Origin of the sequence: Klebsiella sp. K5-45, from assembly GCF_030128605.1 — a bacterium.
Taxonomy (GTDB): domain Bacteria; phylum Pseudomonadota; class Gammaproteobacteria; order Enterobacterales; family Enterobacteriaceae; genus Klebsiella; species Klebsiella quasipneumoniae.
Genome location: NZ_JAKUZW010000011.1, coordinates 74,435 through 101,197, shown reverse-complemented (window position 1 = coordinate 101,197; position 26,763 = coordinate 74,435). Strand labels below are relative to the sequence as shown.

Genomic DNA, 26,763 nt, shown 5'->3' with positions numbered 1-26,763 from the left:
TTCTGGCTAATAGCGAATCGTTTTTAGAACAAAAGCGGGAAAGGATAGTTGATTTTGAGCGATTGGTTGGTGGCAGATGGTTGGCGCCGGGTGGCGGCTGCGCCTTGCCCGTCCTAAGGATCGCGCAATATGTAGGCCGGGTAAGCGCAGCGCCACCCGGCAAAAAACTCAGCGCTTCGCATTAAGCTCAGCAATATCCTTCGGCGTGGTGCGGCAGCAGCCGCCGATCAGCTTCGCCCCGGCCGCCAGCCACTGCGGCAGATAATCCGCCAGGCTGGCGCAGGCTTCGCCATGATGATGCCAGGTCTTGCTCACCGCATCATAATGCTCGCCGGAGTTAGGATAGACCACCAGCGGCAGCGCCGTCAGGCTGTGCAAATGCGCCAGCGCCGCGGGCGTATTTTCCAGCGCGATACAGTTGATCCCCACCGCCACCACCTGCGGGTTATCCGCCAGGGCGGCCATCACCTCGCGCAGCGGCGTGCCGTCGCTCAGATGTTCGGCGTCGCGCAGCGTGAAGGAGTACCAGGCGCGAGCGCGGGGATACTCCTGCAGCAGGGCCGCCAGGGCCTGGATCTCGGCGAATGACGGCAGGGTTTCACAGGCCAGCAGGTCGGCGCCCGCATCCAGCAGCGCTTCGACGCGCGGCCGGTGGAAGGCCTGGAACTCTGCCGCGCTGCGCTGATAATCGCCGCGATACTCCGAGCCGTCGGCAAGAAACGCGCCATACGGCCCCACCGAACCGGCGACCAGCAGCGTGCCGGCCTGCGGGTTCTCGGCGAGGTACGCCTCGCGCGCTTTGCGCGCCAGCTCGACGCTTTTGCCGATCAGCGCCCGGGACTGCGCGTCATCCAGCCCGCGTACGGCAAAACCCGCCGGGGTGGCCTGATAGCTGGCGGTGATCGCCACCTGCGCCCCGGCGCGAAAGTAGTCGAGATGCACATCGCGGATCAGCTGCGGGTTCTCCAGCAGCACTTTCGCCGACCACAGGCTGTCAGCCAGATCGCAGCCGCGGGCCTCCAGCTCGGTGGCCATAGCGCCGTCCAGCAGCACGAAAGGCTGGGCGGCAAGCAGGGCGGTAAACGGATTAGTCTGCGACATGTTGGGGCTCCTGAGTCATTTTCCGTGAACGAGTAAGATACCAGGCACCATAGCACAGGGCCACAAAGGGGATCCCGCACCACAGCGCAATTCTCTGGCTCGGGTCAAAAGCAAGGCCCACGCAGGCCACCAGGCACAGCACAAAGCCCAGAATCGGCACCACTGGATACCAGGGGGCGCGATATTGCAGGTCGCTCAGCGCCTTACCCTGCTGCAGATGGCGGCGGCGGAACATAAAGTGCGAGGCGCAGATGCTCAACCACACCGCCACCACCGCAAAACCGGAGATCGCCGACAGCGCCACAAACACCGTGTCGGGCGCCACCACGCTGGAGAACAGCGCCAGCACGCCGCCCAGCATACTCACTGACAGCGCGGTCACCGGCACGCCCCGTTTATTGACTTTGGCAAAGCAGGCCGGCAGCGTCTTCTCGTTCGACAGCGACCAGAGCATCCGCCCGGAAGCGTACAGGCCGGAGTTGGCCGCCGAGAGGATCGCCGTCAGGATCACGAAGTTGAAAATATCCGCCGCGTAAGGGATACCCACCTTTTCAAACACCAGCACGAAGGGGCTTTTCTCCACCCCCGCCTGCTGCATCGGGATCAGCGCCGCCAGCACAAATACGGTGCCGATAAAGAAAATAATCAGCCGGGCGATGGTGGTGCGGATGGCAACCGGAATAACCTTATGCGGGTTTTCCGTCTCCCCGGCGGCAATGCCGATAAGCTCCGTCCCGGAGAAGGCGAAGTTCACCGCCACCATGGTCATCAGGATCGGCAGGCCGCCGTGCGGGAACCAGCCTTCGGCGGTGATATTGCGCAGGCCCGGCGCCGGGGAGCCATCCTGCATCGGAATGATGCCGAAAATGGCCGCGCCGCCGAGAATAATAAACGCGATGATGGTGATCACTTTCACCAGCGAGAACCAGAACTCGCCTTCGGCGAAGAAGCGGGTCGAAATGATGTTAAGGCCGAAGATCACCGCGCAGAACACCACGCACCAGATCCAGACCGGCACCTGCGGGAACCAGTACTGCATACAGAAGCCAGCGGCGGTAAAGCTCGAACCCAGCGCCACCGTCCACGTCAGCCAGTAGAGCCACGCCACGGTATAGCCCGTCGCCGGGCCAAGGTAACGCGCCGCGTAAACGTGGAAAGCGCCGGTCTCCGGCATCGCTACCGACAGTTCGCCGAGGCACTGCATCACCAGCCAGACCACCAGGGCGCCAATCAGATACGCCAGCAGCGTCCCGGCCGCGCCGGTGGTGGAGATGATATAGCCGGTATTAAAGAACAGGCCGGTGCCAATCACGCCGCCGAGCGACAGCATGATCAGATGACGCGTTTTCATGGTGCGCTTCAGTTGCCCACCTTGTTGTTGTGTTGTGCTTTGCATTTTATTTTCTCACGCCAACCCGCTTGCCCGGGTCATGATGCGTATAAACGTATAGACATCTAAACATCCAAAAGAAGAAGTGTTATACCGTGCCGCCGCTGAAAAAGCAAAGCCGCTGCACCAGGTCGCGCGCCGACAGCGTGCAGCCTGCCCCATTTTTGCGCAGCGCCGACGGGCGCTCCCCGAACTGGCGCCTCATCGCGACGGACAACGTTCTGGCACTCTCTTTGCAGCCTGTCGTTCAGAACCTTTCTATCTGGCGAGGCAACACGTATGACAGAGCACACCACCACCTTAAAAAGAACGCTCGGCAGTTTTCGTTTATGGGGGATCGCCGTCGGACTGGTGATATCCGGGGAGTACTTCGGCTGGAGCTACGGCTGGTCGCAGGCGGGCACGATGGGGTTTATGGTCGTCGCCCTCGCGGTCGCCGCCATGTACTGCGCCTTTATTTTCAGCTTTACCGAGCTGACCACTGCCATCCCGCACGCTGGCGGCCCTTTCGCCTATGCCTACCGCGCCTTCGGGCCCACCGGCGGCTTTATCGCCGGTTTTGCCACTCTGATTGAATTCGTCTTCGCCCCGCCGGCCATCGCCATGGCCATCGGCGCCTACCTCAACGTGCAGTTTCCGGCGCTGGATCCGAAATGGGTCGCCTGCGGCGCCTACCTGATCTTTATGACGCTCAATATCCTCGGCGTCGGCATCGCCGCCACCTTCGAGCTGATCGTCACCCTGCTGGCCATCTTCGAGCTGCTGGTGTTTATGGGCGTAGTCGCCCCCGGCTTCTCCTGGAGCCATTTCACCACTAACGGCTGGGCGGGCGCGGAAAGCTTTAGCGGCCTGGCGCTGCCGGGGATGTTCGCCGCCATTCCGTTCGCTATCTGGTTCTTCCTCGCCATTGAGGGGGCTTCCATGGCCGCCGAAGAGGCCAAAGATCCGCAGCGCACCATTCCCCGCGCCCTGGGCGGCGGCATTCTGACGCTGACGGTGCTGGCGATTGGGGTGATGGTCTTCGCCGGCGGCGTCGGCGACTGGCGCGCGCTGTCCAATATTAACGATCCTCTGCCCCAGGCGATGAAGACGGTCGTGGGCAACGGCAGCGGCTGGCTGCATATGCTGGTGTGGCTGGGGCTGTTTGGCCTCGTCGCCTCCTTCCACGGCATCATTATGGGCTACTCGCGGCAGATCTACTCCCTCGCCCGCGCCGGCTATCTGCCCGCCGGTCTGGCCACCCTCAATCGCCGCACCCGCACTCCGCATCTGGCGATCCTCGCCGGCGGCGTGGTGGGCATCGCCGCGATTTTCTCCGACTCGCTGATCACCATCAGCGGCATGCCGCTAACCGCCTGCATCGTCACCATGTCGGTATTTGGGGCTATTGTTATGTATATCACTTCCATGGCGGCGCTGTTCAAACTGCGCCGTAGCGAGCCGAAGCTGATCCGTCCGTTCCGCGCGCCGCTCTACCCGCTGGCGCCGGCCTTTGCCCTCGGCATGGCGGTGCTCTGCCTGGTGGCGATGGTTTGGTATAACCTGCTGCTGGCGCTGATTTTCGCGGCGATGATGCTCGGAGGCTACCTGTGGTTTCGCAAAACCGCAGCGGCCCGTGAACGGGCGCCAGTGGATCCTCAACTGCGAACGGTCTCCTGAGGAGGCGGCATGTATAAAACCACACTATCGGGCCAGGTATGGCGCTTTGATAGTCTGAAAACGCTGATGGCGAAAGCGTCGCCGGCTCGCTCCGGCGACGCCCTGGCGGGGGTTATCGCCCACTCAGCCGAAGAGCGGATGGCGGCGAAAATGACCCTCGCCGAGGTGCCGCTGACCGACATCCTCGACAATCCGCTTATCCCTTACGAGCAGGACGAAGTGACCCGCCTGATCCTCGACACCCACGATGCGCAGGGCTTTGCCGCCCTGCGTCACCTGACGGTCGGCGATTTCCGCGACTGGCTGCTGGACGATGCCACCGATACCGCCACGCTGCAGCGGGTCGCCCGCGCCATCACCCCGGAGATGGCGGCGGCGGTCAGTAAGCTGATGCGCAATCAGGATCTGATCCTTGCCGCCAGCAAATGTCAGGTGGTGACGCGCTTTCGCAACACCATCGGCCTGCCCGGCCACCTCAGCGTACGCCTGCAGCCCAACCATCCCACCGATGACCTGAAAGGCATTGCCGCCAGTATGCTCGACGGGCTGCTGTACGGCGCCGGGGACGCGGTGATCGGCATCAACCCGGCCAGCGACAGCTTACCGGTGCTGGCGCAGTTGAACGTGATGCTGGACGATATTATCCAGCGCTTCGCCATTCCCACCCAGTCCTGCATTTTGACCCACGTCACCAATACGCTGCAGCTGATTGAGCGCGGCGCGCCGGTGGATCTGGTGTTTCAGTCGGTGGCGGGAACCGAAGCGGCCAACAGCGGCTTCGGCATCAATCTTGCCATGCTGCAGGAGGCCCGCGAGGCGGCCCTGAGCCTCAGGCGCGGTACCCTCGGCAACAATGTGATGTATTTTGAGACCGGCCAGGGGAGCTGCCTGTCGGCCAACGCCCACCACGGCGTCGACCAGCAGACCTGCGAGGCGCGGGCCTACGCCGTCGCCCGCCACTTTGAACCGCTGCTGGTCAATACGGTGGTCGGCTTTATCGGTCCGGAGTATCTCTACGACGGCAAGCAGATTATTCGCGCTGGGCTGGAAGATCACTTCTGCGGCAAGCTGATGGGCCTGCCGATCGGCTGCGACGTCTGCTATACCAACCACGCGGAAGCGGATCAGGATGATATGGACACCCTGCTGACCCTGCTGTGCGCCGCCGGGCTCACCTTCCTGATCGGCGTGCCCGGGGCGGACGATATCATGCTCAATTACCAGAGCACCTCGTTCCATGACGCGCTGTACGCCCGTCGCCTGCTGGGCTTAAAGCATGCCCCGGAGTTCGCCGACTGGCTGGCGAAGATGCAAATTATCGATCCGCACGGCGCGCTGCGGCTCACCGACGCCCGCCATCCGCTGCTGTCCGTCCTGCCGCAAGGAGCCCCCGTATGAACCGTCCCGACGCCTGGAACCCGCTGCGTGAATTTACCGATGCACGGATTGCCCTGGGGCGCAGCGGCGCCAGCCTGCCGACCCGCGAAGTCCTCAACTTTGGTCTGGCCCACGCCAGAGCGCGGGACGCCATTCATCAGCCGTTCGCCAGCCAGCAGCTGGTGGCGCCGCTGGCGGCGCTCGGCCTCGACGCTCTGACGGTGCACAGCGCCGCGCCGGACCGTCACACCTATCTGCGGCGTCCGGATCTCGGAAGGCAGCTTGCCGACGAAAGCCGCGCCGACCTCGCCGCCAGCGGCGTCCGCCCCGCCGACCTGCTGCTGGTGATCGGCGACGGCCTCTCTTCATGGGCGGTAGAGCGCCAGGCGGTGCCGTTGATCCGCGCCCTGCTGCCCTACCTGCAGACGCTGGGTATCGGCCTGGCGCCGGTGGTGCTGGCGCATCAGTCACGGGTGGCGCTGGGGGATGATATTGGCGAAACCCTGAAAGCCCGCGCGGTGGCGATCCTGATTGGCGAACGACCGGGTCTCTCCTCACCGGACAGCCTCGGCGTCTACCTCACCTGGCAGCCGCATCGGCAGCGGCTGGAGTCGGAGCGCAACTGTATCTCCAATATTCGCCCGGAAGGGCTGAGCCATGACGCCGCCGCCTTTAAACTGGCCTGGCTGCTGGAGCAGGCTTTTTTACGACGGCTTACCGGCGTGCGCCTGAAAGATGAAAGCGATAATCCGGCGCTGCATGGGAAAATAAAACCATTGCCCCCTTTAAAATAATAAGTCACGTGAGCAGCAGAATAGATTGTTAATATTACCGGGCGCACCTGAATATTATATTCGGGTGCACGCTGAAATTTCCCGGCGGCGCTTCGCTTGCGCGGGCCGACGAAAACCGTTTAACCGGTATATTGCCTGTTTTCAGGCCGGGGAAGGCGCCTGTCGCCACCCGGCAAAATGCGTTCACCGTATCAAAAACCGTGTGGTCGCCAGCCTTATGCCCTTGCCTGCAGGTAATAAGAATATTGCATGAGTAAAAACGAAACGGACGTTGTAAGGTAATTCAGCGCATTAAAAATACCCGTCATACTTCAAGTTGCATGTGCGTTGGCTGTCAGTCACTTACTTCTGTAAGCGCCTGGGGACTCGCTCACTTGCCGCCTTCATGCGACTCGAATTATTTAGGGTATATATCTCGTTATCTATTCAACATAACAGCCAATAATTCGCCGGATAAGCTGGCGCATTATTCCTCAATGTTATGCAGTCATTGATGGTTAAAGATAAATAATCGACCGACGGAGAAATACCCATGAAATCGTTTTCCGGGAAAGCGTCTTTAATGGCCACGCTGGTTGCCGCGCTGGTCGGCGCCAGCAGCGCGCAGGCAGCGGAAATTAAAATCGGGGTGGTATTACCCCTGAGCGGCGCCCTCAGCGGCTATGGCCAGCCGTCGCAGAAAGGTCTGGACATTATTCAGGCCATCACCCCGACGTTAAAAAATGGCGATACCATCAAGCTTATCATCATCGATGATAAAAGCGATAAAGTCGAAGCGGCCAACGCCATGCAGCGGCTGGTCTCCAGCGATAAAGTGGATGCCGTGATCGGGGAAGTCACCTCCTCCAACACCCTGGCGATGACCAAGATCGCCGACGACAGCAAAACGCCGCTGGTCTCCTCCACCGCCACCAACGACCGCGTCACCCGCAACCATCCCTACGTCAGCCGGGTCTGCTTCTCGGACAGCTTCCAGGGGGTGGTCGGGGCCAATCTGGCCTCCCGCGATCTGAAAGCCAAAACCGCCGCCATCGTGTTTGACAGCAGCAACGATTACTCCGTCGGCCTGGCGAAAGCGTTCCGCACCCAGTTCCTGAAAAACGGCGGCACCATTCCCATCGAGGTCCAGGCCCCGGGCGGCAGCAAGGACTTTAAAGCCCAGCTGGCGAGCGTCAAGGCGAAGAATGTCGACATGATTTATATGCCGATCTACTACACCGAAGGGGCGCTGATTGCCGTGCAGTCTAAACAGCTGGGGCTCAACAAACCGGTGGTGGGCGGCGATGGTCTGGCCGCGGATCAGGTCTTCTTCGATGTCGGTAAAGACGCGGTCAACGGCTATATGACCACCGATTATTACTCGCCGAACGCCAAAGAGCAGACCCCGGCGGGGGAAACCTTCATCAAAGCCTGGGAAGCCAAATACCAGCAGCCGACCCATACCTGGGGCGCAATGGCGGCGGATGCCTATAACGTCATCGTCAACGCCATGAACCAGTGCAGCGATCCCCACGATCGGGTCTGCGTAAATGAAAAAATCCGCGCCACCAAAGATTTCCAGGGCGTGACCGGCACGCTGACCTTACAGAACGGCGATGCCATTCGCAGCGCGGTCATCAACGAAGTGAAAGATGGCAAGCTGGCGTTTCGTACCGTGGTTAACCCTTAAGTTGTGACGAGGCTACAAAATGGACGGCGCCATTTTTCTCCAGCAAGTGGTCAATGGAATGAGTCTTGGGGGCATGTACGCCCTGATTGCCATCGGTTATACGATGGTTTATGGCGTGCTGCGGCTGATCAACTTCGCCCATGCGGACGTGATGATGGTCGGCGCGTTTAGTACGCTGTTTTTATTTTCTTCGGTTGGGCTACCCTTCGGGGTAGCCGTTTTCCTGACCCTCGGGCTGTGCGGCCTGTTTGGTATGCTAATTGACCGGGTCGCCTATCGTCCGCTGCGTCAGGCCTCGAAAATCTCCATGCTGATCACCGCCATCGGTGTCAGCTTCTTCCTCGAAAACCTGTTTAACGTGCTGTTCGGCGGCAGCTCGCGCTTCTTCTCCGCCCCGGACTTTTTCAACCAGACCCGGGCCTTTGGCAGCGTCATCATTACCAACGTGGCGTGGATTGTGCCGCTGATCACCGTCCTGCTGCTGCTGGCGATCCTCTGGCTGCTGTACCGCACCCGTTATGGGATGGCGATCCGCGCGGTGGCCTTTGACGTCAACACCGTGCGCCTGATGGGCATTGACGCCAACCGGATCATCTCTCTGGTCTTCGCCCTCGGCAGTAGCCTCGCGGCGCTCGGCGGCGTGTTCTACTCCATCAGCTACCCGACGATCGATCCCCTGATGGGCGTGCTTATCGGCCTGAAGGCCTTTGCCGCCGCCGTGCTGGGCGGGATCGGCAGCGTCACCGGCGCGGTGCTGGGCGGCTTTATCCTCGGTTTTACCGAAGTGGTCGCGGTGGCGATCTTCCCCGAACTGGGCGGCTATAAAGATGCTTTCGCCTTCCTGTTCTTGATTCTGGTCCTCTTGTTCCGCCCGGTCGGCATTATGGGCGACGAACGTCTGGAAAGGAGCCGTTTCTGATGCTCAACGCGACGACGACCGCCGGGGCGCAGCTGCGCAACCTGGCCATTATTGTCATCTGTATCGCGCTGTTGGCCGGAATCAACGTGGTTTTTAATGACTACATTGTTCGCGTCATCAGCACCATTTTTATCTTTATGATCCTCGCGGTCAGCTACAACCTGATCAACGGCGTGACCGGCCAGCTGTCGCTGGAGCCGAACGGCTTCGTGGCGGTGGGCGCCTACGTCACCGCCCTGCTGATCCTCTCCAGCGACAGCAAGGTAGACATGTTTGAAATGGCCGCCCCCAGCCCGTGGATCCTCAGCCTGCACGCGGGTTTCCTCCCCGCCCTGCTGATAAGCGGCCTGTGCGCGGCGGCGCTGGCGGTGTGCCTCGCCGTACCGGTCTTCCGGGTGCGGGGCGACTACTTGGCCATCGTCACCCTCGGCTTCGGGTTTATCATCAAGATCCTCGCCATTAACAACCCGCAAATCACCAACGGCGCCATCGGGCTGAACGATATTCCGCAGCAGCCGCATCTTCTGTTCTGGTGCGGGCTGTTCGCCCTGCTGGCCACCGGAATGATCCTCCAGCTGGTGTGGTCGAAGTATGGTCGGATGATGAAAGCTATTCGCGACGACGAAGATGCGGCGATCGCCATGGGGGTCAACACCTTCCGCATTAAAACCTGCGCCTTCGCCACCAGCGCCTTCTTCGAAGGGATCGGCGGCGGTCTGCTGGCTTCCCTGCTGACCACCATCTCCCCGGGGCTGTTCGACTTTATGCTCACCTTCCAGCTGCTGATTATTATCGTCCTCGGCGGACTCGGCAGCACCACCGGCGCCCTGCTCGGCACCGTGCTGGTGGTCGGCAGCGGCGAGTGGCTGCGCTTTCTCGACCAGCCGCTGCAGTTCTTCGGTCACGATCTCGGCGCCTATCCGGGCCTGAGAATGGTGGTCTTCTCCCTGCTGCTGCTGATTATCATGCTCTTCGCCCGCGAAGGGCTGCTGGGGAAAAAAGAGATTTGGCAGACCGGAAGAAGGAGCGGCGGCTATGGCGGAAAATAAAATCATCCTGCAGGTGCAGGACGTCACCATGCAGTTTGGCGGCCTGCGGGCCATCGACAACGTCAGCTTTCATGTTGACGAGGCGGAGATCTTTGGCCTTATCGGCCCGAACGGCGCGGGTAAGACCACCCTGTTTAACGTCATCACCGCCAACTATAAGCCCACCAGCGGCAGCGTCACCCTCGCGGGCGCCTCGCTGAAGGGGCTGAAGCCCAACCAGGTGGTGAACGCCGGGATCGCTCGCACCTTCCAAAATATCCGGCTGTTTAACTCTATGACGGTGCTGGAGAATGTGATGGTCGGGCTCGACCGGGCCAGCCGCTATTCGTTGCTGGAGGCGGCCCTGCACATTGGCCGCTACTTTCCGGCCGAGCGGGCGGCGAAGGCCAAAGCGATGGCCATTCTGGAGGATATCGGCATCGCCCACTTCGCCCATATGCAGGCCACGAACCTGAGCTATGGCAACCAGCGCAAAGTGGAGATCGCCCGCGCGCTGGCCACCGCGCCGAAGCTGCTGCTGCTCGATGAGCCGGCTGCCGGGATGAACCCAAAGGAGACCGAGGATCTGGCGGAGCTGATCTTCCGCATGCGCCATGACTATCAGCTCAGCGTCCTGTTAATCGAGCACGATATGCCCTTCGTCAACCGCCTGTGCGAACGGGTGATGGTCCTGGAGTATGGTAAGCCATTGTTCAGCGGCCTGATGGCCGAGGCGATCCAGCATCCGGACGTCATTTCCGCTTATCTGGGAGAAGCCAATTATGCTTAACGCCCGGGAACTTAAGGTTTTTTACGGCGTGATCCAGGGGCTGAAGGGCGTCGATATCGACGTCTATGACCGGGAGATCGTCACCCTGATCGGTAGCAATGGCGCCGGTAAAACCTCCACCCTCAATGGGATCGTCAACCTGGTGCGCTCCAGCGGGCGCGTCAGCTTCCTTAACGACGATATCTCGCGCAGCCAGACCCACCAGATCGTGCGCCGCGGGCTTGCGCTGGTGCCGGAGGGACGCCGGGTCTTTACCAACCTGACCATCGAAGAGAACCTGCGCATGGGCGCTTACAATAATCTCGCCGGCTACACCCGCCTGCGCGATCGCATGTACGCCCTCTTTCCACGGCTCAAGGAGCGGCGCCATCAGATGGCTGGCACCATGAGCGGCGGCGAGCAGCAGATGCTGGCCATCGCCCGGGCGCTGATGAGCGAGCCGGTGTTATTGATGCTGGATGAACCGAGCCTCGGACTGGCGCCGAAAATTGTCGGCGAGCTGTTCGGCATCATTAAGCAACTGCGCGAAGAGAATATGACGGTGCTGCTGGTGGAGCAGAATGCGACGGCCGCGCTGGCGATCGCCGATCGGGCGTATGTCCTGGAGAATGGCCGGATCACCTTGTCAGGCGCGGCGCGGGAGATGCTGACTAATCCGGAAATTAAGCGGATGTATCTGGGGGGATAGGCATGGTCAAAACTGCCTGGGCTGCGGCGGCGCCTCCTGCGAGGCCGCAACCTCAGGCAGTCTCTTGCTACACAAAGCACACCTCGTTCCAGTAGGCTTCTCGCGTCCTGCGGCGCTCAGTATGTCTTATCATGACGGAACCACCGGGTTTCCACGTTGCCAATGTCCACGCCGTAAAGGCTGGCCACCGGCAGGATCGCCTCCATGACGCGTTGGGTATCTTGCTGTCCGGCTTCACCGTTGGACAAAAAAGCCAGCCAGCCCGTTAACCGTTGCCACAATGCCACTTTCATTTTCTCCTCTGTCGGGAAGCGTATCGCCTGGGTCTATTTCAACCACAGTTGGCCGGGCGCGGGAAATATTAATTCCGAATTTGCAATCCTGGCTGGCGCATATTACCCCCGGTCCTTTTCCCCTCACCCTAACCCTCTCCCTGAGGGAGAGGGAACCGTTCGGCGGTCGTTGTCGCACCGGGAAAACGCCAGCGGCGCATAAAGAATACCCACAGGTTTGTTAAGTTCTTTTTGGTTATAGATAAGAATTTTTTCTTCTTTGCCGCCGATGGGCAATTTATGGGAGCGTGATGTCCACAAAACAAAACAGGGATTCAGGGGAAAAACTATGCGCAACAAAACCACAAAAATCGCACTGGCGCTGGGTATGCTGCTGCTCGCCTCGCAGGCGCAGGCCGACCAGCTGGCTGACATCAAAGCCGCTGGCGTCGTGAAAGTCGCCACCTTTGACGCCAACCCGCCGTTCGGCTCCGTAGACGCCAAAACCCACCATATCGTCGGCTACGACGTCGACTTTGCCCAGGCGCTGGCGAAAGCGCTCGGCGTCAAACTCGAGCTGGTGGCCACTAACCCGGCCAACCGTATTCCGCTGCTGCAGTCCGGCAAAGCCGACCTGATCGTCGCCGACATTACCATCACCCCGGAGCGGGCCCAGGTTATTGATTTCTCAACGCCGTATTTCGTCACCGGCCAGCAGTTCCTCGTGCCGGCCGGTTCTCCGGATAAGCTTGATGAGTACAGCAAAGCGCGCATCGGCGCGGTGAAAGGCACCACCGGCGAACAGGCCCTGCACCAGCGTTTCCCGCAGGCTCGCGTCCTCTCCTATGACGATATTCCGCTGGCCCTGACCGCCCTGCGCAACGGCAACGTCCAGGCCATCACCCAGGACAGCACTATCCTTGCCGGTCTGTTGGCGGAAGCGCCGGATAAAGCCAAGTTTAAAATTCTGCCCGATCTGCTCAGCAAAGAAGAGATTGGCGTGGGCGTGAAGAAAGGCGAACCGGCCCTGCTGAAGGCCGTCAACGATGAGCTGGTGAAGCTGGAGAAAACCGGCGAAGCCGCGAAAATTTACGATGTCTGGTTTGGCCCTGCCACTAAAACGCCGCAGCCGCGCGCCTTTACCATAGAAGCGAAATAATATGTTCTCGGGTTTATTCTCCCACTCCGCGGCCCCGGCCGCGGATTTTTCACGTCTGCAGCGCGCCAGCATAACGTTTCGTGAGGTGGCCAAGCGCTACGGCGATCATCAGGTGCTTAACGCCATCAACCTGCAGGTCGAGCCCGGCGAAGTGGTGGCGATCCTCGGTCCTTCCGGATCGGGAAAATCGACGCTGATCCGCTTGATCAACCAGCTCGAATCCTTAAGCGGCGGCGAGATCCTGATCGACGGTAAACCCACCAGCCGGCTGAGCGGCAGCGCCTTGCGCCAGCTGCGCAGCCGCGTCGGCTTTGTCTTCCAGCAGTTCAACCTTTACGCCCACCTGACGGCGCAGGAGAACATCACGCTGGCGCTGGAGCGCGTCCACGGCTGGGGAAAAAGCGCGGCTCAGGAGCGGGCGCTTGCGCTGCTGCGCCAGGTCGGGCTGGAGGAGAAAGCGCAGCAGATGCCGGCGCAGCTCTCCGGCGGCCAGCAGCAGCGGGTGGCCATCGCCCGCGCTCTGGCCTCCTCGCCGCAGATTATCCTGTTCGACGAGCCCACCTCGGCCCTCGACCCGGAGATGATCGGCGAAGTGCTGCAGGTGATGAAAAACCTCGCCCACAGTGGGATCACCATGCTGGTGGTGACCCACGAGATGCAGTTTGCCCGCGAAATTGCCGACAGGGTGGTGTTTATCGACGGCGGCGACATTCTCGAGGTCGCCCCGCCGGCTGAGTTTTTCGCCCATCCGCAGCATGCCCGCGCGCGGCGTTTTCTGCAGAAGGTGCTGGATCCGCTGCACCAGGAGAGCCTCGAGTGACGCCGATGCTTGACTGGCACGGCGTCCTGAGCGGACAGCCGTTGCAATGGATTATCTCTGGTTTTCTCACCACCGTCTGGGTCAGCGTCGCCGGGATCCTGCTCGCCACTGCGCTGGCGGTCCTGCTGCTGGCCCTGCGTCTCGGCGGCGGCCGCGTGGGGCGCGGGCTGGTGGCCGCGTGGGTCTCGCTGTTTCGCAATACTCCGCTGCTGGTCCAGCTGCTGTTCTGGTACTTTGCCGCCTGGAACCTGCTGCCGCTGGCGGTGAAGGACGTGGTAAACGACGAGCACGCCTGGTCCATTCTGCCGGGCAACGTCTGGTGGCTGACGCCGGAGTTCCTCTGCTCGATGTGGGGGCTGGGGGTCTTTACCTCCGCCTTTCTGGTGGAAGAGATCGCCTCCGGACTGCGCGCCGTCAGCCACGGGCAGCGGGAAGCCGCGCTGTCGCAGGGCTTTACCCCGTGGCAGGAGCTGCGCTTTATCCTCCTGCCGCAGGGACTGGCCAACGCCTGGCAGCCGATTGTCGGCCAGTATCTCAACCTGATGAAACTCTCATCGCTGGCCAGCGGCATCGGCTTTGCGGAACTGACTTATCAGGTGCGGCAGATTGAGAGCTATAACGCGCACGCCCTGGAGGCGTTTGCCGTTGGCACCGCGCTGTATCTGGCGCTGGGGGTGGCGATGGGCGTGGCGCTAACGCGTCTCGGCCCGGGAAGAAAACTGCAACGGAGCGCCCAACATGAACGCTAATCTGGCGGTGATCGCCGATAACCTTGATTACCTGCTGTGGGGCCGGCTGGCGGAGGGCCAGCCCGGCGGCGTGGCCCTGACCCTGCTGATGGCCATCGGCGCCACCCTGCTGGCGCTGCCGGGAGGCATTGCGCTGGCGGGGCTGGCCTGGCGCTACGGCGGGCTGACGCGACGTCTGCTGTTCCTGTGGGCGGAAATTATCCGCGGCATCCCGCTGATATTTGTCATCTTCTGGCTGTGGTATCTGCTGCCGATGCTGACCGGCGGCGATCTGCCCGGCGCGGTGACCGTGACCCTGGCGCTGGCGTGGTTTACCGCCGCCTCGGTGATGCATTCGGTGCTGGCCGGGCTGCAGTCGCTGCCGAAAGGACAGTATGAGGCGGCGCTGACCCAGGGGTTCGCCCCCGGGCAAACGCTGCGCCTGGTGCTGCTCCCGCAGGCGCTGCGCAACGTTCAGCCGTCGCTGGTGGGGATCTTTATCGGCCTGCTGAAGGACACTTCGCTGGCGTTTATCGTCAACGTCCCGGAGCTGACTACCGTGGCCGGCCAGGTCAACAACCGGGTGCAAATCTATCCCCTGGCGATCTTCGTCTTCACCGGCGCTGTGTACTACCTGCTGTGCTGCGGTCTGAGCCTGCTGGCCAGCCGGCGCTTTACCCGCCGCGCGACCGCCGGATAAGGCTCACTCCGCGGGACGGGGCTTCAGCGGACAGGTATCGCTGATCTTAATAAATTTGTCGTTATAGACCAGATAGTGGTTCCCCGGCTGGCGCAATGCCGGCTGGCGAACCACGTCCCCGGGACGCAGATACCACGCGTCGCCCTCCTCTTCGGTCGAATCGCACCCGGGTTTAATCAGCAGCTTAAACCAGGTATTGCCGGTGTTGCTCACTGTCCCGGCCGCCTTATCGAAAGACCATTTAAACTGTACCTGCCGCGGGCGCACCACCAGGATGGTATCCATCACCACCACTGGCTCCATGCTGACTTCGCCGCCGGTCGGGCTGCGCCTCGTCAGGTTACGGGTGGGAATTTCACGAAACGAGACCCGATAGTAGCGCTCGCGGTTATCCCGCGGCCCATGATAATAAAATTTGAAATATTCGCTCTCCCCGGCCTGCAGCGCCAGCTGGCGGGGGGCGAACAGCAGTTCGCCATCCACCGGCCGGGAGCGCACTTCGCTGCCGCCAGGGCGGTCGATGGCGCTGACGGTGATCCGGTACAGCCGCGCGCTTTTATTGTTATTGACCACCCGTTTGCTGGCGAAATCCGCTTCAGCCGGCAGGGAAAAGGTCAGATTGCCGACCGAGATCGCCTGCGCCAGCGGCGCCGCCAGCAGGCAGCTCAGCGTCAGCAGGGCCTTAGTTAATGTTGCGCCACGTCGCCTGGACATGAATCTCTCCTGAAGCGCTGACTTCGCCAAACCAGCCGTTATCGTCTACCGTCCGCAGCGAAATGGCGTTATCCATCGGAATCGAAAATTTCACCGTAGTCTTATCCATCTGCCCCACTTCGCCGGAGATATCGGTCCACGGCGTGGTCAGCCACAGCGCATCGGTCATGTCCCGCCAGCTGTCATCGCACCCGGCGTCGTAGGTCTGCGTCGCGCCGCTGCGGGTGATAAAAGAGAGCGTCGCCGGGAACGGCACTTTCGCCGTACCGTCATCGGAGCTGAAGAGACAGTAGGAGCGCCCACCAATCACCTGCGCCGGTCCGGTCACTTTGATCAGCACTTCGTCGGCGGCCGTTTTACCGCTGGTGGTGACGATGTAGCCGAAATCGAGCGCCGGTTCACCACTGCCGACATACCCCTCCCGCGACGGCGCCGAGGTATATTCGTCAGAGATAATGCTGATGCTGAAATCACGGGGCTTGATAATCAGCGTATTGGAGGTGGAAAACTCATACCAGCCTGACTCCGGCGAGGTGGTGTTCTGGAAGCGAAAGTTGAACAGATCCTTGGTATTGATATCGCTGATCCCGAGATTCACCATCTGCTTAAAGAAGTTGCTGGAGAAGAACACATAGATCGCATCTGAGCTCTTCATCTCGTTGAAGGTGTAGTAATAGGCGGTATTGCTCACCGGCTTCCATGAGCTGCCGTTGAGGCTGAACTGCATATCATACGCCCCGACGGCCGAGGCCAGCGACGAGTTGGCGATCGCCGGGAAAATATGGATCGACGTATTGCTTAACCCATTGGTCTGCAAGGTATAATTGACCATCTTACAGCTTAATCCTGAACGGCTGCCGATGGTCTGCGTCCGGCAGTCGGCGTTCCCTTCCCCAAGGGTTGGCACGCCATCGCTGTTGATAAACACCTCCGCCAGCGAGTGGGTGTTAATCAACCGCAGGTTCGCGGCTTTGGTGTGGGTGACGTTGCGCACATACCAGTTGCCGGAAGCCTGATCCTTACAGCGCGCGCCGCTGCTGGCGTCGTAGTTCACCGAGGTCTGACAGGCATTGATGGTCATCGTGAAGCTGCCGCCGACCGGCATCTGTTGCAGATACTGATAAAACGCGTCCGACATCATACCGTGCATCCACTTCGCGCCGCCGCTGGTCACCGTCGCGCCATAGAACCCGCTGGCGTCAGTGGTCTGCGGCAGGATCAGGCTGGTGGCCATATCGCACCCGGCGTACCAGTTGATGCAGCGCAGGCCGGTTAAGGGGTGCGAAACCGGCGAGTTTTCCAGCCACATATCAAACTTCCAGTTGGCATTGAGCCCGGTGTTGTAGCCGTTATCGATATAGCCGAGACTCTGCTGATAGATGGTCCCGGAGCCGGTGTATTTTAAGCCGGTCCAGCGGTTGGCGCCGGTCATGCGCGGATCCAGCGCCCCGCCGGGAGTGACGAAAAAGTTGTCGTCGGAGTTGTTTTCCACAAACACAAACTCGCGCGCCGGCGCATCCGACCAGGTGGTCTTGGTCACCGCCGCCCTGAGCGCAGCCGCCGGCCAGAGCAGCGCGAGGATCGCCAGGGCGATTAATGGGTTAACTTTCATTCTCTTCTCCTGTCTGCTGCACCGCCGCCCACGACGAGAGGCCGCTGCAAACCACATCCCCCACCCACACGGCGCCGCGCGCCTGGCTGAGCTCCAGCGCCACTTCGCAGGTTTTATTGCCGCCGTAGCTGAAATCGATCGTGGGGTATTTCTTATCCACATCCATAACAAACTCGCCGTTTTCATCGGTGCGGGTACGGCCGATATGGTTGTTAATCCGCGCATTCGCCAGCAGCGTGCCGTCTTCCGCCCGAATACGACCGGAGACGGTGACCATCTGCTTCACCTCTGGCTCAATCACCGCCACGTTGCCGGGATAGAGAGTCAGATGACTCTTGCGCCCGCTGACGATGTCGTAACTGTCGAGCGAGTTTTTGCTGTTCTGCAGCTCCACCTCATAGCGGCCATAAGGCGAGAGCGGCAGATAGTTACGCTTACCGCTGAGCGGGAAGATCCGCCCGTTGACCCTGGCGCTGATTTGACCATCGTCCTCCAGCCCGGTGTTGAAGATCACCCCGGCGTTGCCGTCGGTTCGTCCGCTGGCGGCGATATTTTTGCCCTGCCAGCCGACGCTGCCGCTGGCGGTGAGGTTGGTGTTGACGTAGCCGTCCGCTGCGCTGTTGACGTTCAGCGTGCCGCTGGCGTAGCGGGCGTCGAACTGGGCATACGCCCCGCCGCTGAGGGTTTTGTCATCCCCGGTATCGCCGGAGATGGCCCGCGACAGATTGGCGCCGATGGTGCGAATGGTGCCTTCATCAAACTGTTTACGCGCTGAGAGGTTAGCCATGGTGTAGCCGTTCTGATGGGTCATCCCGGCGCTGAACCAGTTGCCCAGCGGCAGCGACAGATCGAGGGCGATATATTTCCCGGTGTTGGCGCTGCTGTCGCCATTGTTATAGCGCTGGATCCCCGCCCGCAGGCCAAGCGAGCCAAAGGCGCCGCTGTAGACCGTCTGATAGTAATCCGCGGTGTAGTAATGGCTGTTGTAGCGGCGATCATCGTTGTAGCTCACGCTGAACGTTCCCAGCTTCGACCACAGCGCATTCAGGTTGAGGGTGCCGCCGATCGCCCGGTTATCGGCATCGCTGCGCCGCAATTGATCGCCAATGTGGGTTCTCTCCTGGTTGACCCACACTGAACTAAAGCCCCCCGGCAACGTGGCGCTGATGCTGCCGACGCTGCTCCACGAGCTGTCGCTGGCCAGCATGTTTTGCAGGTTAACGTTGATCGCCTCGCCCAGCGGCAGCGTCAGGCGAGTTTCTCCCACCGCCTGGTTGTCGTAGCCATAGCCCGTTGCCGCCCAGCTCAGGGTGCTGAGCGACCCGGAGGCCGAGAGGCCCGCCAGCCAGCTCTCTTTCGCCGGCCGGGTCTTTTTTCCGCTCTCCGACCAGCGATCCATATGAAAACTGCCGCCCCATACCTGCCACGCCAGCGGCGCGCCGGCGCCGCGTCCCCGGCTGAACAGCTTATTGACCCGCTGGATGCGTTTGCTGACCACCCGCCCGTTGACGATCACCTCCACTTCCACGTCGTAAATACCGTACGGCAGGCCGCGGGTATCCACTTCATGGTTGCCCATGGCGAAGTTCTGGACGCTCAGCAACCGGCCGTCGCGGGTGAGATGCACCTCGCCCGCCGCCGGTAAAAAGGCAATCACCGGCGTGGCGGACTGGCTGTTGTCGAAGACGGTGGAGCTGGCCTGGTTCCCCCAGGAAAGGCCGTAAATCTTGCCCGCCGAAATAGCGGTCATCGGTCCCAGAGACTGCAGGTTCCAGGTGTCAAGCATCCCGCCGGCAAAGCGGTGGCCGGCGAAATCGCGTTCATACATGGCTTTATATAATTCACTGTCCTGCTGACCACTGCCGATGCCGTACAGCGAGCCGTCGAGCAACACGTGATACTCACGCAGCGCCGTGACGTTGTTCAGCGACAGGTAGCTGGAGGTGTTGCTTCCGCCGTTGCGCATCTGGTTGTTATAGACGCCGAGGTTATAGCTCAGGTTGCTGCTCAGGGCGTTGACGCTCGACTGGCCGATGTCTTCGCTGCGCGAGCGCAGCACAGTGCCCAGCGCCTCGCGCTTGACCACCAGCTGCAGCAGCAGCTGGCGCAGGCTGAGATCCAGCTGCGCGCTGTCGGTCAGAGTAATGGTGAGCGCCTCGCTGAATGGGGCGTTGGCGAGGCCGATCAGCTGCTGTCGGGTCTGTTCGCTGACGCTGGCGTTACCCTCATTGTCCTCCAGCCGGATCTGCCGAACGCGCAGCTGGCCGCCGTCCAGCCAGATAAAGGCGCTGCCGATCCGCTGATCGTCCCGGGTGTCCTGGCTGCCGGCAAGATGAATATAAAGAGGAACGCTCATGCCGTCCTGCAGCGCCTGGCTGAAGGCCTGCGGAATAATCACCCCGCCAATCTGCTGCGCGCCTGGGGCCGCCGCACTGGTGTCGGGCTGAATGAACAAAAAAAACATGCCGAAGGCAAGCCGCGTTTTCAGTCCTGGGGAAATCCGTTGTAGAGGCATCGTCGTTATCCATCTGCACAGCTGTCTATTTCACGGGAACAAACTGCTCACCCTGCCAAAGCGCAACCCGTCCTTTTTTATCCGCCGTGTCCACGCGCGTAAAACGGCGTGATTTACCCGGCATCAGGTAGTAGTTCTCTTTGCACTCCTTACCGTCGGCGGCCTTCAGGCAGGGGCCGTAGGCGAGGATCCGCAGCGTCGCATTCCCGGTGTTGGTCAGGGAGCCGTTGGCGTACTGAAAGCGGTAGTTCACCTGCCGGGGCGCCACCACCAGGATGGTGCCGATGCGAGCGGAAGCGGTGGCCACCGCGCTGCGGGTGGCGTTATCGCGCTGGGCATCGCTGAGCGCCTGGTCGAACCAGACAATGCGGTAGTAGCGCTCTTTGTTATCCGCCGGGCCTTTGTAGAAGAAGCGGATCACATCGCTGGCCTGGGCGGGTAGCAGCAGGCTGGCGGGAGTGAGCAGCACCTCATCCGGTTTATCCATCGGGATAACCTGTCCGTCGTCCAGCGGGGAAGAGAGCCGTTCGAGATGGATATTGATCAGGCGGCCGCTGTCGGTGCTGTTCTTGATCGTTTTGCTCAGCGTGCTGCTGCCGCTGTTCATAAACGATGAGATATCGCCGACATCCAGCGCCTGCGCCGGCGATACTCCGGCAAGCAGCAGCCCGAGGGCCAGAAGGTGCTTTTTCATAACAATTCCGTCCGTGAAAAAAGCAGGGGGAGCCCCCCTGCTGGCGCATCACAAGGATCAGCTGGTCCAGGTGGCGTCGAACTGTACGCTGACGTCGCCGCTCCAGATCCCTTCCGGCAGGGTGCTGTAATCGGTCACGGCGGTGGTGCCGTCGGTGGTGCCGCTGATGATCGAGAAGGTGAAACCATCCTGCGCGGTGGTACGGCCGCTGGCGTTGTAGCCGTTAGCCAGCGCGCTGAGGTTGCCGCCCAGAACGTTGTTGGCGGTATCGATCATCACGGTATCACCGGTTTTTTCCACCGCTGCGCCGTTATAATCCACGCCCACGCTCAGCGTGGAGCCGGAGGTATCCAGCTGGGTTAAGGTGTTGGTGATAAGACGCGAGGTCAGCTTAAAGGCGGTCGCCGTTGCGTCACCCTCAATCGCCACGTCAAACAGACCTTTCTGTGAGTTAAATCCTTTCACGCCTTCGGCATACTGGAACGCCAGGCTGCCGAGCGGGGTGACCACCAGCTTGCTGGTGGTGTCTTTTTTGGCGGTCGCAGACCAGGTCGCTACAGCCTGAGCCGTTACGTCAGCAGCCTGCGCCACGCCCATACCGGTAAACGCCGTTACCAGAGCTATTGCCAGAACCTTTTTTTTCATCGCTTTTTCTTCCTGAGTTGAATTAAGGACATGATGTCCCGGTGAACCATTCAAAAATTAACTTACCTGGGTGTTACTGAACTAATTTGTATATTTTGGAATACAGCTTGGCCTCGGCATTGCGCCGATGGGTATATACTGTCTTCACGCTACAATTTTCAATTCTGGCGATCGATTTCGGCTGCATGCCCTGGGCGGTCATGCGGATAATTTTCATTTCCCGGTCTGTAATTTTATCTTTCTTAATATCTTTACGGAGAAACCTGCCATTAATCACATAGGCCAGCTCTTTTCGAATATCGCGACTCAGGCCAACATATACCACGCCGCGAATATCGCTATTGTAATACCAGTAATTCGCTAAGGCTTCTGACTTCCTGGCCGCAATTAATACGACCTGTTTCCCCTTTACCTCGGATAGCCATTCGCTGTCGCGCCTGATAAACTCGTTTAACGAAGCCGTATTGAGATTGATAAACACGAAATCTTTTCTGATTTTCTCTAGCGACAGATAAATTAATTCGTCGATATCTACAATCAGTTCGGACAATCCTTTATAGAAGTAGGAGTCATCGGCAGACCAAATATACTTATCGGAACAGATTTTATATTCCATATAGTTTTTAACCTCATAGTCCTTGAAGTAATCATTTTTAAAACGTCACTGCTTGCCAGGCCTATAAAGTTTACTGGCGTATTCGATTCCTTTAGTAAATCGCCATTAAATAAGACACGCATTACTTATCAATATTGAATAAGCGGGGTTAAACTATAATTATTTTCTGCTTGGCGTTGAATTTAAGTTTTTTCCTATGGAGTGTCAACATGCGGGAAGGCAATGAATTTCGCGCCCAGGTCAATATTTACAAAAACTGAAAATATCTCATTTTTGAGCGCAAGAAAAAGGTATTTATTTTCATAAGGTTATTAGCAATATAACCCTCAATTCTTAGCTGAATTTTATATTACCCAGGATCTTCACCCTATTATGTTAGGAATATTCTTAATGAAGGGCAGAATGCAGTTGTCAAATAAACCAAATTTATTCAAAAATAAAGAATATAAGTCTAAAAATCAGCAATAACCAGGATGATTCATCCAATGCATAAGACTCATAAATAGATTAACCTGCCGCACAAAATAGTTATATATATGTTAATTTTGCGGAATGATGAATGCTAAACAAAGGCAGAAGCATTATCTATTCGATTAAACAGACCTCATTAGCAAGATAAAACGAGTTTTGCCGATGGGTTCCTGCCGCACGGGGACGCCAGCCTCCGCGTTCCCGAAAGCATAGCCGCTTTTCGGCGCTTCGCCAGCGTACCGCGCACGGTGAACCGCTCACCGCCGCCCTTTCCCGCCTGTTCACGGTTTGTTCGCAATACCGTCATCGAAATTTCACATAAAGACCTATTAATAGTGGCCAGTTAATGACGAACCTGGACACTCTTATGAACAGCTCTCTTGCCGCGGTGGCCGAAACTGATTTCCAGCCGTTCACCGAACTCAATGCCGGCCGGCAGCGGAAGGTCTTAAGCGTGCGTAATCTGAGTAAAGCTTATCAAGCCCAGCACAAGGTGCTGGACGGCATCAGCTTTGATCTGCACGCTGGCGAAATGGTTGGCATCATAGGCCGCTCCGGCGCCGGTAAATCGACGCTCCTGCATGTCCTCAACGGCACCCACAGCGCCAGCGGCGGCGAAATTCTTAGCTACCCGGAAGTCGGTACCCCGCACGATGTCTCCCGGCTGAAAGGGCGCGCGCTCAATGCCTGGCGCAGCCACTGCGGAATGATTTTTCAGGACTTCTGCCTGGTGCCCCGTCTCGATGTGCTCACCAACGTCCTGCTGGGCCGCCTCAGCCAGACTTCAACCCTGAAATCGCTGTTTAAAATCTTTCCTGAAGCCGACCGGGCGCGCGCCATTGCGCTGCTTGAGTGGATGAACATGCTGCCGCACGCGCTGCAGCGGGCGGAGAACCTCTCCGGCGGGCAGATGCAGCGGGTGGCGATCTGCCGGGCGCTGATGCAGAACCCCGGGATCCTGCTGGCCGACGAGCCTGTCGCCTCGCTGGATCCGAAAAACACACAGCGCATCATGGATGTGTTGCGCGAAATTAGCGAGCAGGGCATCAGCGTAATGGTAAACCTGCATTCGGTAGAGCTGGTGAAGACCTACTGCACCCGGGTTATCGGCGTCGCCAGCGGCCAGCTTATTTTTGACGATCACCCCTCCCGGCTGACGCAGGATGTGCTGCAGCGGCTGTACGGCGATGAAGTTAGCCAATTGCATTAATTTCACTCACACGGGCAACATAATGAAAAAATCTATGACTGGCGCAGTTCGTTTATCCGCAATGGTCGCGGGCATGATAATGGCATGGCAGGCAGCGGCAGCGCAGCCGAAAGAGCTGAATCTGGGCATTCTCGGCGGCCAGAACGCCACCCAGCAAATCGGCGATAACCAGTGCGTGAAGGCCTTCCTCGATAAAGAGCTGAACGTGGACACCAAACTGCGCAACTCTTCCGACTATTCCGGGGTGATCCAGGGTCTGCTGGGAGGGAAAGTCGACGTGGTTCTGAGCATGTCTCCCTCCTCTTACGCCTCGGTTTATCTTAATAACCCCAAAGCGGTGGATATCGTTGGTATCGCCGTGGACGACAAAGATCAGTCTCGCGGCTACCACTCGGTGGTGATTGTCAAAGCTGACTCCCCGTATAAAACGCTGGACGATTTAAAAGGCAAAGCCTTCGGCTTCGCCGACCCGGACTCCACTTCCGGGTATCTGATCCCTAACCATGCGTTTAAAGAAAAATTTGGCGGTAACGCCGACAACAAATACAACAACACCTTCTCCAGCGTCACCTTCTCCGGTGGCCACGAGCAGGACATCCTCGGCGTGCTGAATGGCCAGTTCGCGGGCGCGGTCACCTGGGCCTCGATGGTGGGCGATTACAACACCGGCTACACCACCGGCGCGTTCAACCGCCTGATTCGCATGGATCATCCGGATCTGATGAAGCAGATCCGCATTATCTGGCAATCGCCGCTGATCCCGAACGGCCCGATCCTGGTGAGCAATGCGCTGCCAGCGGACTTTAAAGCGAAGGTCGTGGCGGCGGTGAAAAAACTGGATACTGAGGATCACGCCTGCTTTATCAAAGCGATGGGCGGTACTCAGCACATCGGCCCGGGCAGCGTGGCTGACTTCCAGCAGATTATTGATATGAAACGCGAGCTGGTGAGCGCGCGTTAATCCTGCCTCAACGCCGCCTGCTTGCCCCAGGGTAAGCGGCGGCGCTACGTTGAAGATCCCCGACGCATGAAGACGACCCACACCGAATTTGAACGCTATTACCAGCAGGTACGCTCGCGGCAAAAGCGCGATGCCGTCTGCTGGTCGCTGCTGCTGCTGGCGCTCTATTTTGCCGCCGGCAGCGCCGCGGAATTTAATCTGCTGACTATCTGGCACTCGCTGCCCCATTTCTTTGACTATATGGCAGAGACCATTCCGCCCCTGAGCGCCGGCAACCTGTTCGCCGACGTGCAGACCAAAGGCTCGCTGGCCTGGTGGGGCTATCGCCTGCCGATCCAGCTGCCGCTGATCTGGGAAACTCTGCAGCTGGCGCTGGCCTCAACCCTGGTGGCCGTCGCCATTGCCACGGTTTTCGCGTTTCTTGCCGCCAATAACGCCTGGTCCCCGGCGCCGGTGCGCTTTGCCATTCGCGTGCTGGTGGCGTTTTTGCGCACCATGCCCGAGCTGGCGTGGGCGGTGATCTTTGTGATGGCGTTCGGCATCGGCGCGATTCCGGGCTTTCTGGCGCTCATGCTGCATACCGTCGGCAGCCTGACCAAACTGTTCTACGAGGCGGTGGAAAGCGCGCAAAACAAACCGGTACGCGGCCTGGCGGCCTGCGGCGCATCCCCGCTGCAGAAAATTCGCTTCGCCCTGTGGCCTCAGGTGAAACCGCTGTTTCTCTCCTATGGCTTTATGCGGCTTGAAATCAACTTCCGCTCGTCGACCATTCTCGGGCTGGTGGGCGCGGGCGGCATCGGCCAGGAGCTGATGACCAACATCAAGCTCGACCGCTACGATCAGGTGAGCATCACCCTGCTGCTGATCATTCTGGTGGTGTCGGCGCTGGACATGCTGTCCGGTCGTCTGCGTCTGTGGGTACTGGAGGGTAAGAAATGAGCGTCTGGCACATGCAACCGGATCTCGCCGCCAGCCGGCGGCAGCATAAGCAGCTCTATCAGGTCCAGGGGCGCTACCTGCGCTACGTCGGACTGGTGGCGCTGGCCTGCCTGCTCTATTACGTCTGGTTTTTTCTGCAGTTCGGCATCAGCGGCGAACTGCTGACCACCGGCCTACAGCAGATTGGCCGCTATCTGGCGCGGATGTTCGTCTGGCACAACTTCTGGAACTGGCCGTTCGGCTATTACTTCACGCAAATCGGCATCACTCTGGCTATCGTCTTCGCCGGGACGCTCACCGCCACGGTGCTGGCGCTGCTGCTCTCCTTCTTCGCCGCCCGCAACATCATGCGCGGCGTGGTGCTGGGGACCCTCGCCCTGCTGATGCGCCGCCTGTTTGATGTGCTGCGCGGGATCGACATGGCTATCTGGGGGCTGATTTTCGTGCGCGCGGTAGGCCTCGGGCCGCTGGCCGGGGTGCTGGCGATCATCATGCAGGACACCGGCCTGCTGGGACGGCTGTACGCGGAAGGACACGAAGCGGTGGACCGCTCCCCCGGGCGCGGACTGACCGCCGTGGGCGCGAACGGCCTGCAAAAGCATCGCTTTGGCATTTTTACCCAGTCGTTCCCGACCTTCCTCGCATTGAGCCTGTATCAGATTGAATCCAACACCCGCTCCGCGGCGGTGCTGGGCTTCGTCGGCGCCGGCGGTATTGGGCTTATCTATGCCGAGAATATGCGCCTGTGGAACTGGGATGTGGTGATGTTTATCACCCTGCTGCTGGTCGCGGTGGTGATGATCATGGACACCCTCTCCGCCTGGCTGCGCCGTCGCTATATCGGCGGCGCCGTGGTGCCGCTGTATCAGGACGAACGCTAGCGCACCTTTGTGCCGGGTGGCGGCTACGCCTTACCCGGCCTACAGGATCCTCTCACAGGTTCACACGCCGTAGGCCCGCGCAAGCGCAGCGCCGCCGGGCGAGGGCATCAGGCACGGCGCTGCTTTTATGCCGGGTGGCGGCTGCGCCTTACCCGGCCTACGGCCCGAGCAACCAGTCATTAATTTACCCACTTGCGCGACTGAAACTGCCGGTGCTGGCGGCCTCAACATCGCTGAGACGTTCCCGGAAGGCCGGGGCAGCCCGCATGGATGCGGGCTGAGGGCCGTGTTTTGCAGGGACGCTGCCTCGGCCCGACCCGAAGCCTGCAGGGATAAGTCGAAGGCACCACGCAGTGGCGATGTTGCTGGCCGGAGCCCGGGGGTACAGGGGGCGGCGGCGACTGGCCGCCC

General features: G+C 59.9%; 27 protein-coding genes. 16 read left to right on the top strand and 11 right to left on the bottom strand.

Annotated features, from left to right (window positions below; all coding sequences use genetic code 11):
• Positions 1 to 168: 168 nt before the first annotated feature.
• From mmuM to MKS11_RS22110, 3 genes are all read right to left on the bottom strand, one after another.
• On the bottom strand, positions 169 to 1,101 hold the full coding sequence (gene mmuM, locus MKS11_RS22120) for a homocysteine S-methyltransferase (protein WP_004204898.1): 933 nt from the start codon (positions 1,099 to 1,101) through the stop codon (positions 169 to 171).
• Positions 1,088 to 2,497 (bottom strand): S-methylmethionine permease, encoded by a 1,410-nt coding sequence (gene mmuP, locus MKS11_RS22115; protein ID WP_004204899.1) that lies wholly within the window; start codon positions 2,495 to 2,497, stop codon positions 1,088 to 1,090. Before mmuP ends, mmuM begins: the two co-directional genes overlap by 14 nt.
• A gap of 82 nt (positions 2,498 to 2,579) precedes the next feature.
• Entirely contained in the window at positions 2,580 to 2,708 is a 129-nt protein-coding gene (locus MKS11_RS22110; protein WP_161992934.1) for a hypothetical protein, read from the bottom strand.
• Between the two features lie 62 nt (positions 2,709 to 2,770).
• Here MKS11_RS22110 and eat point away from each other — a divergent pair, with 62 nt between their 5' ends.
• Genes eat through eutC form a run of 3 tightly spaced genes read left to right on the top strand, consistent with a single transcriptional unit; the run spans position 2,771 to position 6,321 of the window.
• Complete coding sequence (gene eat / locus MKS11_RS22105) at positions 2,771 to 4,150, top strand: ethanolamine permease (protein WP_048323119.1); 1,380 nt, start codon at positions 2,771 to 2,773, stop codon at positions 4,148 to 4,150.
• 9 nt (positions 4,151 to 4,159) lie between these two features.
• Positions 4,160 to 5,548, top strand: a complete 1,389-nt coding sequence (locus tag MKS11_RS22100) for an ethanolamine ammonia-lyase subunit EutB (protein ID WP_062914663.1) — start codon at positions 4,160 to 4,162, stop codon at positions 5,546 to 5,548.
• A complete protein-coding gene (gene eutC / locus MKS11_RS22095; protein ID WP_004204903.1) occupies positions 5,545 to 6,321 on the top strand; it encodes an ethanolamine ammonia-lyase subunit EutC in 777 nt (258 codons plus the stop codon). The genes MKS11_RS22100 and eutC overlap by 4 nt, the downstream gene beginning before the upstream one ends.
• A 426-nt stretch (positions 6,322 to 6,747) precedes the next feature.
• Here the strand turns inward: eutC and MKS11_RS22090 are convergent, their stop codons facing one another.
• The gene (locus tag MKS11_RS22090) at positions 6,748 to 6,891 is read right to left on the bottom strand and encodes a hypothetical protein (protein ID WP_032426080.1); all 144 of its coding nucleotides are present in this window, start codon (positions 6,889 to 6,891) and stop codon (positions 6,748 to 6,750) included.
• On the opposite strand from MKS11_RS22090, the gene MKS11_RS22085 reads away from it, so the two are divergent.
• The 5 genes from MKS11_RS22085 to MKS11_RS22065 are packed head-to-tail and all read left to right on the top strand — an operon-like array spanning position 6,884 to position 11,415.
• Positions 6,884 to 7,990: an ABC transporter substrate-binding protein gene (locus tag MKS11_RS22085; protein ID WP_162574700.1), complete on the top strand. Its 1,107-nt coding sequence runs from the start codon at positions 6,884 to 6,886 to the stop codon at positions 7,988 to 7,990. The genes MKS11_RS22090 and MKS11_RS22085 overlap by 8 nt on opposite strands.
• A 19-nt stretch (positions 7,991 to 8,009) precedes the next feature.
• Positions 8,010 to 8,909, top strand: a complete 900-nt coding sequence (locus tag MKS11_RS22080; protein WP_002890128.1) for a branched-chain amino acid ABC transporter permease — start codon at positions 8,010 to 8,012, stop codon at positions 8,907 to 8,909.
• Positions 8,909 to 9,958, top strand: coding sequence for a branched-chain amino acid ABC transporter permease (locus tag MKS11_RS22075; protein ID WP_002890127.1), 1,050 nt, complete (start codon positions 8,909 to 8,911; stop codon positions 9,956 to 9,958). The genes MKS11_RS22080 and MKS11_RS22075 overlap by 1 nt, the downstream gene beginning before the upstream one ends.
• Positions 9,945 to 10,727 carry an ABC transporter ATP-binding protein gene (locus MKS11_RS22070; RefSeq protein ID WP_017900983.1) on the top strand — a complete coding sequence of 261 codons (783 nt, stop codon included), beginning with the start codon at positions 9,945 to 9,947 and terminating at the stop codon, positions 10,725 to 10,727. The genes MKS11_RS22075 and MKS11_RS22070 overlap by 14 nt, the downstream gene beginning before the upstream one ends.
• A complete protein-coding gene (locus MKS11_RS22065) occupies positions 10,720 to 11,415 on the top strand; it encodes an ABC transporter ATP-binding protein (RefSeq protein WP_004204908.1) in 696 nt (231 codons plus the stop codon). The genes MKS11_RS22070 and MKS11_RS22065 overlap by 8 nt, the downstream gene beginning before the upstream one ends.
• A gap of 116 nt (positions 11,416 to 11,531) precedes the next feature.
• On the opposite strand, the gene MKS11_RS22060 is transcribed toward MKS11_RS22065, so the two are convergent.
• Entirely contained in the window at positions 11,532 to 11,708 is a 177-nt protein-coding gene (locus MKS11_RS22060; RefSeq protein WP_012542732.1) for a hypothetical protein, read from the bottom strand.
• 328 nt (positions 11,709 to 12,036) lie between these two features.
• On the opposite strand from MKS11_RS22060, the gene MKS11_RS22055 reads away from it, so the two are divergent.
• From MKS11_RS22055 to MKS11_RS22040, 4 genes are read left to right on the top strand one after another with little or no spacing between them, the layout of a single operon-like run.
• Entirely contained in the window at positions 12,037 to 12,846 is an 810-nt protein-coding gene (locus MKS11_RS22055) for an ABC transporter substrate-binding protein (protein WP_002890106.1), read from the top strand.
• A 1-nt stretch (position 12,847) separates the two neighbouring features.
• Positions 12,848 to 13,666 carry an amino acid ABC transporter ATP-binding protein gene (locus tag MKS11_RS22050; RefSeq protein ID WP_004204909.1) on the top strand — a complete coding sequence of 273 codons (819 nt, stop codon included), beginning with the start codon at positions 12,848 to 12,850 and terminating at the stop codon, positions 13,664 to 13,666.
• The gene (locus MKS11_RS22045; protein WP_017900980.1) at positions 13,663 to 14,415 is read left to right on the top strand and encodes an amino acid ABC transporter permease; all 753 of its coding nucleotides are present in this window, start codon (positions 13,663 to 13,665) and stop codon (positions 14,413 to 14,415) included. The genes MKS11_RS22050 and MKS11_RS22045 overlap by 4 nt, the downstream gene beginning before the upstream one ends.
• Positions 14,405 to 15,094 carry an amino acid ABC transporter permease gene (locus MKS11_RS22040; RefSeq protein ID WP_017900979.1) on the top strand — a complete coding sequence of 230 codons (690 nt, stop codon included), beginning with the start codon at positions 14,405 to 14,407 and terminating at the stop codon, positions 15,092 to 15,094. The genes MKS11_RS22045 and MKS11_RS22040 overlap by 11 nt, the downstream gene beginning before the upstream one ends.
• 3 nt (positions 15,095 to 15,097) lie before the next feature.
• Here the strand turns inward: MKS11_RS22040 and MKS11_RS22035 are convergent, their stop codons facing one another.
• The 6 genes from MKS11_RS22035 to MKS11_RS22010 form a co-directional block, all read right to left on the bottom strand.
• Positions 15,098 to 15,808 carry a fimbria/pilus periplasmic chaperone gene (locus MKS11_RS22035; RefSeq protein WP_017900978.1) on the bottom strand — a complete coding sequence of 237 codons (711 nt, stop codon included), beginning with the start codon at positions 15,806 to 15,808 and terminating at the stop codon, positions 15,098 to 15,100.
• Positions 15,777 to 17,420, bottom strand: a complete 1,644-nt coding sequence (gene ecpD / locus MKS11_RS22030) for a fimbrial adhesin EcpD (protein WP_004204915.1) — start codon at positions 17,418 to 17,420, stop codon at positions 15,777 to 15,779. Before ecpD ends, MKS11_RS22035 begins: the two co-directional genes overlap by 32 nt.
• The gene (locus MKS11_RS22025; RefSeq protein WP_087771485.1) at positions 17,410 to 19,935 is read right to left on the bottom strand and encodes a fimbrial biogenesis outer membrane usher protein; all 2,526 of its coding nucleotides are present in this window, start codon (positions 19,933 to 19,935) and stop codon (positions 17,410 to 17,412) included. The genes ecpD and MKS11_RS22025 overlap by 11 nt, the downstream gene beginning before the upstream one ends.
• A 25-nt stretch (positions 19,936 to 19,960) precedes the next feature.
• Positions 19,961 to 20,629, bottom strand: a complete 669-nt coding sequence (locus MKS11_RS22020; protein WP_017900976.1) for a hypothetical protein — start codon at positions 20,627 to 20,629, stop codon at positions 19,961 to 19,963.
• 57 nt (positions 20,630 to 20,686) lie between these two features.
• Positions 20,687 to 21,274 carry a common pilus major fimbrillin subunit EcpA gene (gene ecpA, locus MKS11_RS22015; protein WP_004204919.1) on the bottom strand — a complete coding sequence of 196 codons (588 nt, stop codon included), beginning with the start codon at positions 21,272 to 21,274 and terminating at the stop codon, positions 20,687 to 20,689.
• 73 nt (positions 21,275 to 21,347) lie between these two features.
• Complete coding sequence (locus MKS11_RS22010; RefSeq protein ID WP_284109696.1) at positions 21,348 to 21,890, bottom strand: helix-turn-helix transcriptional regulator; 543 nt, start codon at positions 21,888 to 21,890, stop codon at positions 21,348 to 21,350.
• Between the two features lie 838 nt (positions 21,891 to 22,728).
• Here MKS11_RS22010 and phnC point away from each other — a divergent pair.
• From phnC to phnE (MKS11_RS21990), 4 genes are all read left to right on the top strand, one after another.
• Complete coding sequence (phnC, locus tag MKS11_RS22005) at positions 22,729 to 23,571, top strand: phosphonate ABC transporter ATP-binding protein (RefSeq protein ID WP_004204921.1); 843 nt, start codon at positions 22,729 to 22,731, stop codon at positions 23,569 to 23,571.
• 22 nt (positions 23,572 to 23,593) lie between these two features.
• Positions 23,594 to 24,532: a phosphonate ABC transporter substrate-binding protein gene (gene phnD / locus MKS11_RS22000; RefSeq protein ID WP_064177995.1), complete on the top strand. Its 939-nt coding sequence runs from the start codon at positions 23,594 to 23,596 to the stop codon at positions 24,530 to 24,532.
• Positions 24,533 to 24,598: 66 nt separating this feature from the next.
• Positions 24,599 to 25,471, top strand: a complete 873-nt coding sequence (gene phnE, locus MKS11_RS21995) for a phosphonate ABC transporter, permease protein PhnE (RefSeq protein ID WP_002890001.1) — start codon at positions 24,599 to 24,601, stop codon at positions 25,469 to 25,471.
• Positions 25,468 to 26,352 (top strand): phosphonate ABC transporter, permease protein PhnE, encoded by an 885-nt coding sequence (gene phnE / locus MKS11_RS21990; protein WP_087771488.1) that lies wholly within the window; start codon positions 25,468 to 25,470, stop codon positions 26,350 to 26,352. The genes phnE (MKS11_RS21995) and phnE (MKS11_RS21990) overlap by 4 nt, the downstream gene beginning before the upstream one ends.
• Positions 26,353 to 26,763 lie beyond the last annotated feature (411 nt).

Bases quoted from the DNA above. Each gene is read 5' to 3' on its own strand.
- mmuM (WP_004204898.1), bottom strand. From the start codon at position 1,101: ATGTCGCAGACTAATCCGTTTACCGCCCTGCTTGCCGCCCAGCCTTTC.
- mmuP (WP_004204899.1), bottom strand. From the start codon at position 2,497: ATGCAAAGCACAACACAACAACAAGGTGGGCAACTGAAGCGCACCATG.
- eat (WP_048323119.1), top strand. From the start codon at position 2,771: ATGACAGAGCACACCACCACCTTAAAAAGAACGCTCGGCAGTTTTCGT.
- MKS11_RS22100 (WP_062914663.1), top strand. From the start codon at position 4,160: ATGTATAAAACCACACTATCGGGCCAGGTATGGCGCTTTGATAGTCTG.
- eutC (WP_004204903.1), top strand. From the start codon at position 5,545: ATGAACCGTCCCGACGCCTGGAACCCGCTGCGTGAATTTACCGATGCA.
- MKS11_RS22085 (WP_162574700.1), top strand. From the start codon at position 6,884: ATGGCCACGCTGGTTGCCGCGCTGGTCGGCGCCAGCAGCGCGCAGGCA.
- MKS11_RS22080 (WP_002890128.1), top strand. From the start codon at position 8,010: ATGGACGGCGCCATTTTTCTCCAGCAAGTGGTCAATGGAATGAGTCTT.
- MKS11_RS22075 (WP_002890127.1), top strand. From the start codon at position 8,909: ATGCTCAACGCGACGACGACCGCCGGGGCGCAGCTGCGCAACCTGGCC.
- MKS11_RS22070 (WP_017900983.1), top strand. From the start codon at position 9,945: ATGGCGGAAAATAAAATCATCCTGCAGGTGCAGGACGTCACCATGCAG.
- MKS11_RS22065 (WP_004204908.1), top strand. From the start codon at position 10,720: ATGCTTAACGCCCGGGAACTTAAGGTTTTTTACGGCGTGATCCAGGGG.
- MKS11_RS22060 (WP_012542732.1), bottom strand. From the start codon at position 11,708: ATGAAAGTGGCATTGTGGCAACGGTTAACGGGCTGGCTGGCTTTTTTG.
- MKS11_RS22055 (WP_002890106.1), top strand. From the start codon at position 12,037: ATGCGCAACAAAACCACAAAAATCGCACTGGCGCTGGGTATGCTGCTG.
- MKS11_RS22050 (WP_004204909.1), top strand. From the start codon at position 12,848: ATGTTCTCGGGTTTATTCTCCCACTCCGCGGCCCCGGCCGCGGATTTT.
- MKS11_RS22040 (WP_017900979.1), top strand. From the start codon at position 14,405: ATGAACGCTAATCTGGCGGTGATCGCCGATAACCTTGATTACCTGCTG.
- MKS11_RS22035 (WP_017900978.1), bottom strand. From the start codon at position 15,808: ATGTCCAGGCGACGTGGCGCAACATTAACTAAGGCCCTGCTGACGCTG.
- ecpD (WP_004204915.1), bottom strand. From the start codon at position 17,420: ATGAAAGTTAACCCATTAATCGCCCTGGCGATCCTCGCGCTGCTCTGG.
- MKS11_RS22025 (WP_087771485.1), bottom strand. From the start codon at position 19,935: ATGCCTCTACAACGGATTTCCCCAGGACTGAAAACGCGGCTTGCCTTC.
- MKS11_RS22020 (WP_017900976.1), bottom strand. From the start codon at position 20,629: ATGAAAAAGCACCTTCTGGCCCTCGGGCTGCTGCTTGCCGGAGTATCG.
- ecpA (WP_004204919.1), bottom strand. From the start codon at position 21,274: ATGAAAAAAAAGGTTCTGGCAATAGCTCTGGTAACGGCGTTTACCGGT.
- MKS11_RS22010 (WP_284109696.1), bottom strand. From the start codon at position 21,890: ATGGAATATAAAATCTGTTCCGATAAGTATATTTGGTCTGCCGATGAC.
- phnC (WP_004204921.1), top strand. From the start codon at position 22,729: ATGAACAGCTCTCTTGCCGCGGTGGCCGAAACTGATTTCCAGCCGTTC.
- phnD (WP_064177995.1), top strand. From the start codon at position 23,594: ATGAAAAAATCTATGACTGGCGCAGTTCGTTTATCCGCAATGGTCGCG.
- phnE (WP_002890001.1), top strand. From the start codon at position 24,599: ATGAAGACGACCCACACCGAATTTGAACGCTATTACCAGCAGGTACGC.
- phnE (WP_087771488.1), top strand. From the start codon at position 25,468: ATGAGCGTCTGGCACATGCAACCGGATCTCGCCGCCAGCCGGCGGCAG.